Raw genomic sequence first — 12,802 nt, forward strand, 5'->3', positions numbered from 1 at the left:
GGTGACTTTATGACACATGATGAAAGTAATAACAAATCTGAGCTTGAATTAATAAAAAAAGAGGGTACACTCTTCACGTATCGTAACTCTCTCACAAATGAAGTTGTAGAAGCAGTAGGGGATTATTTCCCGGAAAGAGTTGATGGTGTAAAATATTACCAAGTTAATATAGAGTGGAAGCAAGATGTATCATTAGTCAAACAGTTGGCAATTCTGAAAAAAATATATCCACCATTAGGAAAGGTAACAAATACCGAATTATTAAATAAATTAAAGAATACTAAGGAATGGGTGCTAGACGGGCTTTTAGCCGAAGAAGCAGAAATGTTAGTAACTAAAGCTAAGGAAAATGGAATAGAAATAAAGTTAAAGAAATAAGATTGTAGCATTTTAATGGCTTTGCTCGGTTTGTTTCCAATCCGAGCTACCCAGTGCCGAATGAACCACTCTACCTCATCACTACCAACATAACCTTTGTTCTACTTGCTCGAGGTGAATCGATATTTTTTAAATATTAAGCGTAATGATATGAATGTAGAACAAATTATAAGAGATATATCTAGTCGCTTTAATCGTGATTGCAATAATACTCTCAATATTGACTTTTTATGGGGAGAACCAGACGATATAGTAGTTATCTCTGAAAAACTAAGGAACGGTGTCTTAAATAATGATAGAAAATTAATTTATGATCATTCTACTTTTTGTAACATAATTACAAAGGACGGATCATTATTAAATTTGCAATTAAATCAAGAAATGTACAATTGGTAAAAGATTTAATTTTATTAGGGGCCGATTTGAATAAATTCAGTGGCATTGAATTGAATAATGCAGTTGCTGAATCTGAAAATGAAATTGTTAGACTGTTGTTAACCTATAATATTATGATTGATGTGAGTACTCCTAAATCAAATCCGCTTTTTACTGCTATTCGCAAAGGTAATTATGAAGCATCTAAGATATTGTTGGAAAATGGAATAGATGCTAATGTAAAATATACAAATGAATTCATGAAAAATATGGATGCATTTACTTTGGCGGAACGCTGTAAACAAGATCGTATTGTTGAATTACTTGAGGGATATATTAATCAATAAGCATCATGCAGAAGCTCCATTTAAAACTTGACAAACATACCACCAGCATTGGAGGTTCTTGGTCCGCCCTTATTGGCTAGCCCGGATCAACTGAGGATTCTTGAGTCCATGTCTACAGTCGAAGCTATTTATACACAACCTAAGAGTGACTCAGAAGTCTATATTTTGTGAATCATAACAACGGCTAAGCCCCCCTTCTTCCCGATGCGGAGAGGGGGCTTTTTAGCATGCATGGGAACACAAGCGGCGAAAGAGCGGGGACAATCCCATAGTCATCCCCACCATGTTCCTGTACAATGGAGTGAAAATAAACAGGACCGGCGGAAGGGGTGTGGACAGCGTGTCTTTCCGGTTCAAGCCGCTTAAATCTTGGAGTCTTCGCGCTAAAATTTTGCTGATCTTTCTGCTGCTCATTTCGATTCCGCTTAGTCTGCAGGGCGTGGCGACGTATGTGGATTTTTCCAGTTCTATTGAACGGAGGACCTCAGATTATACCGCGCAATTGGTAGATCAAATCAACCGGAATTTGGATCGGACGCTGATGGAGATGCAGAGATTGACGTTGATGCCTGTATACGATTCGGGGGTATTGTCCATCTTGCGCAAGTACAGGGGGGAGGACAGCCTGCATCAGCAGCCCACGGTGGAGGAGCGCTCCAAAATGCAGCTTTATATCGCCAGCATGACCTTCGACAGGCCGGAAATCGACAGCATCCAGATTTTTGCGGGAAACGGTTACACTTTCTCCAGCCTGGCTCCGAGCGCGATCGCTGCTTACACGGATGTGGAGCGGCAGCCCTGGTACTCCAGGGTGGAGGAGGCGAGGGGTGCCTGGGTGCTGCTTCCGCCGCATCGGCCCTCTTATTATCTGGATGGCAATCAGAGTTATTTTTCCGTAGCCCGCTTGATCCGTGAACCCAATACAAACCGGACGCTCGGGTTAGTCAAAATCGATTTGAAGCAGACGCTGTTCAAGCAGCTTGTCGATAATGCCAGGATGGAGGAAAACGGCGGGATCGTGGTGCAAAACAGCCGGGAAGAACTGTTCTATACGGCGCCTGCGGAGAAGGATACGGAGACGTCCAAGCTGCTCCCGGATCGTATCCGCGAGCTTTCCGGACGTTCGGAAACGGCCAGCCAGCTCCTCAATATGGAGGGGAACGAGTATTTGGTCGTCTCCAACTATTCAAAATATTCCGATATCAATATCGTCAGCTATATTCCGGTGGCGTCCTTGCTTGTGGAGACCAAGGAACTTCGCAATTTTACGCTTCTCGCCGGTATGGTCTGCCTCGCTTTGGCCGGGGCTTTTGCCACCTATTTCTCCTATCGTCTGACCAAACCTCTTGGAACGCTGGTAAGGAAAATGCGGCTTGTGGAGCTCGGCGATTTCAAACAGAGCGTGCCGGCGGTGACCGAGGATGAAATCGGCCGGCTTGGCTCCGGTTTTAACCGCATGGTGGAAGAAATCGATCGGCTCGTTCATGAGGTGTACGTACTCGGCATGAGGGAAAAAGAGGCGGAATTGGCCGCCCTGCAAAGCCAGATCCATCCCCATTTTATTTATAATACGCTGGAGTCGATCAGCATGCTAGCCCGGCAGCATGGTAATGAGGACGTCTCGGAAATGACCACGGCTTTGGGCAGGCTGATCCGCAGCGCGGTGGAGCAGGATCAAAGCCTCATCCGGCTTGGCGAGGAGCTTGAGACGGCGGAATCCTATATTCACATCCAAAAAATGCGTCACGGTTCCAGGCTGCGGGCTATGTTTGATATCGAAGAAGGGCTGGAGGATTGCCTGGTTCCGAAGCTGCTGCTGCAGCCGTTGATTGAAAATGCGATTATGCACGGGATCGGGGACCGTGAGCAAGGGGGAACGGTTTACGTAACTGCGGCACGCTTTGAAGGTGTAGTGCTGCTGACCGTCAGCGATGACGGGCGGGGCATGTCGGAGGAGGAGTTGGCGGCACTGTGGGGTTCATTGGAGGAGGCTGGAGCTACTGCTGCAGCAAAAATGCCGGCGACGCCGTTACACGGTCATGGAGTGGCGCTTAAAAATATCAAGCAGCGCTTGCTGCTGATTTACGGCAGCGACTGCGATTTCGAAATCGATGGAAGCTTGGGGCAAGGCACGGCTTTTACCATAACACTGCCGTTCGTGGCACAAAAGGAGCAGGAGGTCGGCATCGGATGATCAAGCTTATGCTGGTGGAGGACGAGGATATTATCCGTAAAGGAATTCGCGATTTGATCGGCCGCGCGGCCCCCGATTTTGAGGTCGTATGCGAAGCCGCTCACGGCAAGGAGGCACTGGCTTACCTGGAACGCAATGTAGTGGATGCAATCATTACGGATATCCGGATGCGGGAAATGGACGGGCTGCAGATGGTGGAAAAGCTGCGGGCCGCGGGCCATGGTATGCCGATCGTCATTGTCAGCGGCTACGGAGATTTTGTTTATGCGAAAAAGGCGCTGCAATTCGGGATCGCCGATTACCTGTTGAAGCCCATAGACCGTAAGGATTTTGCGGCTGCTTTGGACAAGATTCGGCTAACCTTGAATCCTTCAAATGGAGATGCGGGTGAAGCCGGGCCCGAAAGCGAGCCGGGCGGAGGGCCGTCAAGCAGCGAGGGGCGCAGGATTATCCGCAAGCTGAAGACTTATATCGCCGAACATCCCGACGGCGATTTGCGCCTGCAGACGTTAGCGGATATGGTGCACCTTAACCCCTCTTATCTTAGCCAGCTTTTTAAGCAAGAGGAAGGCGGGAATTTGTCCGATTATATCGCCGAAACGCGCATCCGGCGCGCCTGCAAGCTGCTGGAGACGACGAAATTGAAGGTTTACGACATCGCCCGTTTGTCGGGATATCAGAGTCCGAAGCATTTTATGCTGGTATTTAAACAGCATACCGGAATGACGCCGGGAACCTACCGTGAACAAAAAGGAATGTAATAATACATAACATATTATGTTGTGTATTTCTTTTTTTATGGACGAAAATTCGGAATAATCTAAAAAAATCGTACCTTTTCTGAAGGTTTGGTGATTTTTTATATGTTCATATGTCAATATAATTAACTTCATAACCTGAATATAAACCATGCAGAGGGGGAAGCGGTATATGAAAAAATGGTTGACCGGTTTGTTGACATTGACACTTGGGGTGGGGCTGATCGGCTGCGCCGGACAAGAACAGCCGAATAACACGGCTGAAGAGAACGGAGGCACCGGCGGCGAGAAGGTCCTGCTCAAATTCGCGACTTGGGGAAATCCGGCACAGCTTGAGCTGTACAAGGGGCTGACCGATACTTTTACGCAGCAGCATCCGAATATTGAGGTGCAAATCGACACGATCCCGTTTGCGGACTATCAGCAAAAAATGTCCGTGCTGGCGGCAGGCCGGGAGCTGCCCGACATTGCCTGGGTCTCGGAGCGGATGGTGCCGCAATTTATGGCCAACGACATTCTGGCCGATGTCTCGGATATCGTTCAGGATGAGGCTTTTGACAGCGCTGACATTATCCCTTCGACGCTTGAGCTGTTCCGCCAGGACGGCAAGCTGTACGGGCTGCCGTTTTCCACTCCGCCCAGCGTGGTGTTCTACAACGAAGATTTGTTCAAGCAAGCGGGCTTAAGTACGCCAAATGAGCTTGCGGAAAAAGGGGAATGGACGTGGGAAAAGTTTGAAGAAGCCGCAAAAGCGATCAAGACGAGCGCTGCCTCGCCGAACGTTTACGGGGCTAACTTTTTCCGCGACTGGAAGACATGGATTATTCTCGCTTCATATTCCTGGTCGAACGGAAGCGGGCCGTTTAATCCGGAGATGACGGAGTACACCTGGAACGACCAATACGGGGTTGCAACCTTGGAGATGCTGAAGCGCATGATGTTCACGGACGGCTCGCATCCGAAGGCGGGAGAGCAGGTTAATTTTGAATCCGGGCAAATCGGTATGATTTTCGACAACTACAGCTTTGTGTCCAAGGCCAGAGAGATTCAAAATTTCAAATGGAGCATCGCGCCGATGCCGGCGGGCTCCAAAGGCAGCGTTCCGATGATGGGTCAGGCCGGCTACGTGCTGTTTAAAGACGGAAAACATCCGGAAGAAGCCAAGGAGCTGCTGAAATTCCTGGCCGGCAAAGAGGGCGTGCAGAAAACTTCGGCTTTCTTCGTGCCGCCGCGCCAATCGGTGCTGAATTCGGAGGAGTTCCTGAACGTGGAGGGCAATCCTGAAGCCGGGCACATCAAGCAGGCGGTCATCGACGAGATGCCTAAAGCGGTCGTGCAGCCGGGGCATATCCGCTGGCAGAACATCGACACGGAGATTTTGACGGGCTTTGATGCGCTGTTTGCCGGGCGGAGCGAACCGCAGCAAATTCAGGATGAGGTAAAAAGCAAGGTGGATGCCCTGCTGAGCAAATAGAGGCAGTTTTTGAGCATAGGGGGAACGGACATGAATCGTTTGGATCAAGCATTAAGCGGAAAGCCGGGGCTGCAGCTGTTCGTCAGCCTCCCGGCCAACGATATAAAACTTGCGGAGGCGGCGTTGACCGCGGGGGCCGACGGTCTGAAAGTGCATATCAACGTCGGGCACCGGGCCAGCGGCAATCGCTTCGGCGCACTGGACAGCTATGCCGGCATTTTCAAGGAAATCCGCTCCCGCTTTGACGGGCCCTTCGGGATCGTCCCCGGGGGGTCGGTGGAAGAGGTAAACCCGGAGGAAATAACCCGGCTCCCGGAGCTTGGCATTGATTTTTACTCAATCTACGCCTTTCACCACCCTTCTTTTCTACTGCGGGCTCCGGGGTTGGCCAGAACGTTTGCGATCGACAGCGGGTTCGACCGGGGCATTGTGGAAGGGGGAAGGGCTTTCGGGGTGAGCGCGCTTGAGGCTTCCATCGTTCCCGGCAATGAATACGGAACCAGGCTGACCCTTGCCGATCTGCTCCATTACCGCTGGCTCGCGGCACACACCGGTTTGCCGGTCATTGTGCCGACCCAGCGTAAAATCGCCCCGGAGGATATCCCGGCCTTGGCCGATAGCGGCGTCAAGGTGCTGCTGGTTGGGGCGGTGGTTACGGGCAATGAAGCGGAGGGAATCCGCCGGGAAGTTGCCGCTTTGCGAAATGCGATTGATCGGCTGTAGAGTGCGCTTATACTGCGGCTGCTATGCACGAGGCTCCGAAAGACAGGAGGAAAAGCGACATGACGACACTTGAAACGATAAAACCGGCAAGGCCCGGCCGTTCGCCCGGAAGGGAGGCACGGAAGACAAGGAAGGCCGGGGCCTTAAACCGGGGGGACAATTTGGCGGGCTGGCTGTTTGTGCTGCCGATGGTGCTGGGGTTCGTCCTGCTGCTGCTTGTCCCGCTGATTATGGCGCTTTATATGAGCTTTACCGATTGGCCGCTGTTGGGCGAGGCTAACTTCATCGGGTTCGAGAACTACCGCGCTATCGCGGGGGACGCGGAATTTTGGCGGGTGCTGGGCAATACGCTTTACTTTGCCGCCGGGCTTGTGCCGCTGAACATTATGTTGGCCTTGCTGCTGGCGCTTCCGCTATCGAAAAATATTCGCGGAGCGGGCTTTTTCCGGACCTTGATTTTTATTCCGGTCATGACTTCGCTGGTGGTGTGGTCGATTGTTTGGAAATACATGTTTGCCACCGATTCCGGGTTCATTAACCAACTGCTGAGCATGATCGGCATTACCGGACCGGCCTGGCTGTACGATACCCGGCTTGCCATGCCCGTAGTCATTGTGACCAGTCTCCTGAAAAATGTCGGTCTGAACATGGTGCTGTTCATTGCCGCGCTGCAGCAGGTTCCGGCCCAGCTCTACGAGGCCGCCAGGATCGACGGGGCCGGGAGAATGCGGATCTTTTTCCGGATTACCGTGCCGATGATCACGCCGACGATTTTTTTGACCATAATGATGACCATTATCGGCTCGCTGAAGGTGTTCGGACAAATTTACGTCATGACGCAAGGGGGGCCGTCCGGCAGCACCAAGGTGCTGGTCTACACGATTTGGGAACGAGCTTTTAAGCTGTTCGAGTTCGGATATGCTTCCGCGCTGGCTTATGTGCTGTTTGTCATTACCCTGCTGCTTACGCTGGTACAATGGCAGATGAGAAAAAGGTGGGTTCTGAATGAAAACTAGTCTATTCGCCAAAAGAAATAGCGCGGCAGGCGGGAACCTATTCCATTATGTGCTGCTGCTCGCCGTGTCGGTGGTGATGATGACCCCGTTCGTCTGGATGGTTTCCACTTCGCTCAAGCAGCCAGCCGACGTGTTTGTATTTCCGCCGCGGCTGATTCCGTCGCCGGTACGCTGGGCGAATTATGCCGATGTGCTGGAGACGATCCCGTTCCATCTGTTTTACGGCAACAGCGTGTATATCGCCCTTCTGGTCACGGCGGGAACTGTGCTTTTCTCCTCGATGGCCGGATATTCTTTCGCCCGGATTCCTTTCTGGGGGAGAAGCCTGGTGTTTCTGCTGCTGCTGAGCACGATGATGATTCCGAACGAGGTTATCGCCATTCCGATGTTTCTGTTTATGCGGGAGCTGGGATGGATCAATACGCATTTGCCGTTGATTATTTTGCCTGTGTTTGGCGCGGGCGGCGTGTTTGGGGTGTTTGTGATGCGCCAGTTTTTTCTGGGGATTCCGAAGGAGCTGGAAGAGGCGGCGATGATCGACGGCTGCTCGCGGCTGCGGATTTATTCCACGATCATGCTGCCCTTGGCGAAACCCGCAATCGCTACGTTGGTTATTTTCACGTTTTTAACAAGCTGGAACGATTTTTTTGATCCGCTGATCTTTATCAACGACCGCAAGCTGATGACCTTGCCGCTGGCATTATCGCTGTTTACCGACGAGTCGGGGACGTCGTGGCATCTGCTGATGAGCGCTTCGGTTATGGCGACCTTGCCGCTGCTGATCGTGTTCTTTTTCGCGCAGAAGCAGTTTATCGAAGGGGTGTCGATGACGGGACTGAAGGAATAGTGGGGGAAGAGTAGTTCCGTTTACTTAAGGAAAGAGCACAGAGAGGAGCAAGAAAAATGCACACCAGGACACGGATCATGGAAGCGGACGTGGTGGTTACCGGTGCGGGACCGGCGGGGATTGCCGCCGCCATCGCTGCCGGCAGGCAGGGGGCCAGCGTCATCCTGATCGAACGGTACGGGTTCGTCGGCGGGATGTCTACGGCCGCCGGGGTTTATCCTTGGATGACCTTCCACACGCAGCGTGGGGAACGGGTCATCGGCGGCATCGCCCAGGAGATTGTGGAACGCCTGATGGAGCGCGGCGGCTCGCCCGGCCATCTGCGCGATACCGTTGGCTTCGTGCACACGTTGACGCCGTACCATCCAGAGATATATAAGGTGCTGGCCGTTGATATGCTGCGCGAAGCGGGGGTGAAGCTCGTCTCGCACAGTTTTGTCGACGAGGTGCAGCGAGAGGGCGAATACATCCGGTCCGTGACCCTTACCGGAAAATCGGGGCGGATCAAGGTGAGCGGTGCGATGTTCGTCGACGCGTCCGGAGACGCGGACGTCGCCTATTTGGCGGGAGCGCCGACGCTGCAGGGGCGCGAGGGCGACGGGCTGGCGCAGCCGATGACGATGAAGTTCCGGATGCGGGGCGTTGACGTGGAGGCGATTCGGAAGGCGATGCTGGCCGATCGCGAAAATTTTTACCACAAGACGCCGTTTGCCGAGCTGGAGATGGGAAGTATTCCGCTCACGGGGGTTTCCGGTTTTTATAAGGAATGGAAGGCTGGCGGGGTGCCGATCAACCGCGATCAGGTCCTGTTTTTCATCGGGCCGGAGAAGGACGAGGTGCTGATCAACTGCACGCGGGTTCAAGGCTTAAGCGCGACCGATGTCGAGGAACTTACTTTGGCGGAGGAGGAAGGGCGCAGGCAGGTGCTGATGATGGCGGAATTTTTGCAAGCGCGGGTGCCTGGGTTCGCCGAGGCTTCCATTTCTTCGGTCGCGCCCCAGATCGGAATCCGAGAGTCGCGCCGGATCGACGGTTTGTACCGGTTAACGATGGAGGATGTGGTGGCGGGACGGCATTTTGAAGACGGCATTGCGAAGAGCGGCTATCCGGTTGACCTCCATGATCCGTCAGGCAAAGGGGTCATGGCGGCTACCATCGAAAATGACGGCTCCTACAGCATTCCTTACCGCTGCCTGGTGGCCCGAGGGCCGGTGAATCTGCTTGCGGCGGGACGCTGCATTTCCACCACGCATGAAGCGCTGGCGACCACGCGCTTGACGCCCAGCTGCATGGCTACGGGAGAAGCGGCGGGTACGGCGGCGGCTCTAGCTTGCAAAGCGGGGATCGCCGCGGCGGAAGTGGATGCAGCGCTGCTCCGGGAGTTGCTGCAGGCGCAAGGGGCTATTGTGTGAAGGGGGACGGGGGCTGCCGCCCCCTTCTTATACCATAGGCGGATTCGCGGGAGGCTGGATGCAAAAAATCAGGCGGCCCGAGGCCCCGTCTGGGACCTTTCACCGGAAAATAGCGGCACTTTATGGCCCTATTTTTCGGGTTGGAGCCTGATCTGACCATTAGCGGAATTTTTTGTTCTTATTTTCCAATGGATCGTGCAAAAAGCGGCTAATTCACTACGATTCGGAAAAATAACGACATTAATGTCCTCTATTTCGCTCGCAGTGGGTAATTTCGCCGAAATAGCACCATTTTTTACCCTTATATTTCTCCCTGAGTATTTCAACAAGCTAAATCAATATGTTCATTGGCTTCCTATCTTCTCCTCTGTGTAAAATCCCCAGAAAAGTGTTGTAACCCGCGCCAAAACAAGGTATAGTGAATATGCAAAAAATGAATCGCTGAACCTGCTAAAGCCATACCAATGGATATGGCTTTTTTTTCTTAAGATAAATGTAAGTGTATGCTTCGAAGTTGCCGCGTCTTTTTATCATAAGAAAAACGCCGCTAAACGCGGTTTTACTTCCTGTGGGAGCGCGCCGTGGGGCGTTTTCCCATGACAGAACTACTAAAGGAGTTGATGCATCGATGATTGAACTGGCTGCGGTGGAAAAACACTTTGCGGGTCAGGTTGTCGTGCATCCGCTATCGCTCACCATAAAGGAAGGGGAATTCCTGACCTTGCTGGGCCCGAGCGGCTGCGGCAAGACGACGATTTTGCGCATGATAGCGGGATTTGAACAGCCGACGTCGGGAAAAATTCTGCTGGATGGGACCGATCTGACGAATCTGCCTCCCAACCGCCGGGATTTGAACCTTGTGTTCCAGCATTACGCCTTGTTCCCGCATATGACGGTAGAGGAAAATATCGCATTTGGTTTGAAAATGAAAAAAATGCCGGCAAAGCAGCAGAAGGAACGCATTCAAGAGGCGGTGGAGATGACGCAGTTGACCGCACTTGTCAAGCGTTATCCGCATCAGCTGTCCGGCGGGCAGCAGCAGCGGGTGGCCATCGCCCGGGCGATCGCCAACAAGCCCCGCGTTTTGCTGCTGGACGAGCCGCTCGGAGCGCTCGATCTGCAGCTGCGCAAAAGCCTGCAAGCCGAGCTGAAACAGTTGCAGCGCAGCCTGGGCATCACGTTCGTGTATGTAACGCACGATCAGGAGGAAGCGATGATGATGTCCGACCGGATCGTCATCATGAACAGCGGCCGGGTGGAGCAAATCGGCACGCCGCGGGAAATTTACGCTACCCCGGCAACGCTGTTCGCCGCCACCTTTGTCGGCGAGAACAATATCTTTTCGCTGGACGGGCGGCTGTTCGCGGTGCGGCCGGAGAAGCTTCGGGTCACCTCCGGCAGCGGCATCGGCAACGCGAAAAGTACCGGCGAAGTGCAGGATGTGCTTTATTTGGGGAGCGTTCATAAATTGATCGTCCAGCTCGATAACGAGCCGATGACCGTTTCGATCGTGCTGGATGCGGCGGATGACCATCCTTATCAAATCGGTGAGCAAGTTGGGGTGGATTGGAAGCCGGAGGACGAGGTGATCATCGGGCCATGAAAAAATCAAGCCTGAGCCTGCTCCCGGTTCTGCTGTGGCTGAGCCTGTTTCTGGTGGTTCCGATGCTGATCGTCGTGGGCATTTCCTTCATGGGCCGCGACAGTTTGGGCAATGTGGTGCTGGACTTCAAATTCGACGCCTACGCCATGTTTTTTGATCCGCTTTATTTGGGGATTTATTGGGATACGATCGTTTTGTCCGTGCTGACGACCGTTTTCTGCCTGCTGCTCAGCTATCCGCTGGCTTATTATATTGCGAACGCCGGGCCGCGCATGCAAACCTGGGGGCTGGTGCTGATTACGGTGCCTTTTTGGATCAATTTCCTGATCCGCACCTACGCCTGGGTGCTGCTGCTTCGCACCCAAGGGGTTGTCAATGAACTGCTGCTGGACTTCGGTTTGATTGCCGAACCGCTGCAGATGCTATATACGCGGGGCGCGGTGCTGCTCGGCATGGTATACACGTTTATTCCGTTTATGGTACTGCCGATCTATGTCGCCCTGGAGCAGATGGACAAAAAGCTGCTTGAGGCCGCCAGCGATTTGGGCGCTTCGCGTTGGCGGGCGTTCTGGCATATTACGCTGCCGCAGACGAAATCGGGGATTATGACCGGAGCGGTGCTGGTTTATGTTTCGACGACCGGCATGTTCGTCGTCACGGACATTTTAGGCGGCGCGAAGTCGGCCATGATCAGCAATATCATTCAGAGCCAGTTTCTGGGGGCGCGTAACTGGCCGTTCGGCTCGGCGCTGTCGGTGATCTTCGTCATCACCTCGCTGATCCTGATCGGACTGTTCAACCGGGCGATGACCTCAAGGTACCAAACCGCGCGGGAGGTGCGCTCATGAAAACGAAAAGCCATCCGCTGCTGGGCATCCATGCCCTGATCATGATGATTTTCATTTATGTGCCGATCGCTTTTATCGTCGCCTATTCGTTTAACAGCTCGAGGCTGGCTGCGGACTGGAGCGGGTTTACGTTCGAGTGGTACGTGTCCTTGTTCGACAACCGGCATGTGATGGAGGCGCTTAGCAACAGCTTGACCGTAGCGGTCGTTTCCACGATCGTTTCCACTGTGCTGGGCACTTTGGCCGCGCTGGCCATGCGCAAGGTCGGCAGAAGGACCAAGGCCGGTATGGGCGGGCTGTTGTATATGCCGATTATCGTCCCGGATATTATTATGGGTTTGTCCTTGCTGGTGCTGTTTACTCAGCTTCATATGCCGCTGGGCAAACTAACGATTATGATCGCACACATCACGTTCAGCTTGTCATATGTTTACGTCGTCGTCTCGACCCGGCTGTCCGGCATGGGCAGCCAGCTGGAGGAAGCCGCGCAGGATTTGGGCGCCGGGACCTGGCAGACGTTCCGCCACGTGACCCTGCCGCAGATTTTGCCGGGCATCATCTCCGGAGCGTTAATCGCTTTTACGCTGTCGCTGGACGACTTTATGGTTAGCTTTTTTGTCAGCGGACCGAATTCGACAACATTGCCGATTTATATCTACGGTCAGGTGAAACGGGGTATTTCCCCGGAAATTAACGCGCTATGTACGATTTTGATCCTGGTCACGGTAACGCTGATCTTCCTCGCTCAATTTGTGCTAAACCGTGGCAAGGGGCAAAAAAAGCAGTCGGTGCTGCCGTTTTAGGTTTTTTGACAGACTTAAACAAGT

12 protein-coding genes are annotated in these 12,802 nt (G+C 52.9%); all 12 read left to right on the forward strand.

Annotated features, from left to right (window positions below; translation table 11 throughout):
• Positions 1 to 9: 9 nt before the first annotated feature.
• The 12 genes from NYE69_RS04065 to NYE69_RS04120 all read left to right on the forward strand — a co-directional run bounded on the left by NYE69_RS04065 (position 10) and on the right by NYE69_RS04120 (position 12,778).
• Complete coding sequence (locus NYE69_RS04065) at positions 10 to 378, forward strand: hypothetical protein (protein WP_340924212.1); 369 nt, start codon at positions 10 to 12, stop codon at positions 376 to 378.
• 368 nt (positions 379 to 746) lie between these two features.
• Entirely contained in the window at positions 747 to 1,100 is a 354-nt protein-coding gene (locus NYE69_RS04070) for an ankyrin repeat domain-containing protein (protein ID WP_340930274.1), read from the forward strand.
• A gap of 340 nt (positions 1,101 to 1,440) precedes the next feature.
• On the forward strand, positions 1,441 to 3,294 hold the full coding sequence (locus NYE69_RS04075; protein WP_328271447.1) for a cache domain-containing sensor histidine kinase: 1,854 nt from the start codon (positions 1,441 to 1,443) through the stop codon (positions 3,292 to 3,294).
• Entirely contained in the window at positions 3,291 to 4,055 is a 765-nt protein-coding gene (locus NYE69_RS04080; RefSeq protein ID WP_328271446.1) for a response regulator transcription factor, read from the forward strand. Before NYE69_RS04075 ends, NYE69_RS04080 begins: the two co-directional genes overlap by 4 nt.
• Before the next feature lie 169 nt (positions 4,056 to 4,224).
• Positions 4,225 to 5,526, forward strand: coding sequence for an ABC transporter substrate-binding protein (locus tag NYE69_RS04085; RefSeq protein ID WP_328271445.1), 1,302 nt, complete (start codon positions 4,225 to 4,227; stop codon positions 5,524 to 5,526).
• 30 nt (positions 5,527 to 5,556) lie between these two features.
• The gene (locus NYE69_RS04090; RefSeq protein ID WP_328271444.1) at positions 5,557 to 6,249 is read left to right on the forward strand and encodes a hypothetical protein; all 693 of its coding nucleotides are present in this window, start codon (positions 5,557 to 5,559) and stop codon (positions 6,247 to 6,249) included.
• A gap of 59 nt (positions 6,250 to 6,308) precedes the next feature.
• Positions 6,309 to 7,265 (forward strand): carbohydrate ABC transporter permease, encoded by a 957-nt coding sequence (locus tag NYE69_RS04095; RefSeq protein WP_328271443.1) that lies wholly within the window; start codon positions 6,309 to 6,311, stop codon positions 7,263 to 7,265.
• On the forward strand, positions 7,255 to 8,112 hold the full coding sequence (locus NYE69_RS04100) for a carbohydrate ABC transporter permease (protein WP_340924222.1): 858 nt from the start codon (positions 7,255 to 7,257) through the stop codon (positions 8,110 to 8,112). The genes NYE69_RS04095 and NYE69_RS04100 overlap by 11 nt, the downstream gene beginning before the upstream one ends.
• A 56-nt stretch (positions 8,113 to 8,168) precedes the next feature.
• Positions 8,169 to 9,524, forward strand: coding sequence for an FAD-dependent oxidoreductase (locus NYE69_RS04105; protein ID WP_340924224.1), 1,356 nt, complete (start codon positions 8,169 to 8,171; stop codon positions 9,522 to 9,524).
• A gap of 628 nt (positions 9,525 to 10,152) precedes the next feature.
• Positions 10,153 to 11,127 carry an ABC transporter ATP-binding protein gene (locus NYE69_RS04110; protein WP_328270994.1) on the forward strand — a complete coding sequence of 325 codons (975 nt, stop codon included), beginning with the start codon at positions 10,153 to 10,155 and terminating at the stop codon, positions 11,125 to 11,127.
• Positions 11,124 to 11,975 carry an ABC transporter permease gene (locus NYE69_RS04115; RefSeq protein WP_328270995.1) on the forward strand — a complete coding sequence of 284 codons (852 nt, stop codon included), beginning with the start codon at positions 11,124 to 11,126 and terminating at the stop codon, positions 11,973 to 11,975. Before NYE69_RS04110 ends, NYE69_RS04115 begins: the two co-directional genes overlap by 4 nt.
• Positions 11,972 to 12,778 (forward strand): ABC transporter permease, encoded by an 807-nt coding sequence (locus NYE69_RS04120; protein ID WP_340924229.1) that lies wholly within the window; start codon positions 11,972 to 11,974, stop codon positions 12,776 to 12,778. The genes NYE69_RS04115 and NYE69_RS04120 overlap by 4 nt, the downstream gene beginning before the upstream one ends.
• The last annotated feature ends 24 nt before the right edge of the window (positions 12,779 to 12,802 follow it).

The organism is Paenibacillus sp. FSL R5-0527 (assembly GCF_038008055.1).
GTDB classification, from domain to species: domain Bacteria; phylum Bacillota; class Bacilli; order Paenibacillales; family Paenibacillaceae; genus Fontibacillus; species Fontibacillus macerans.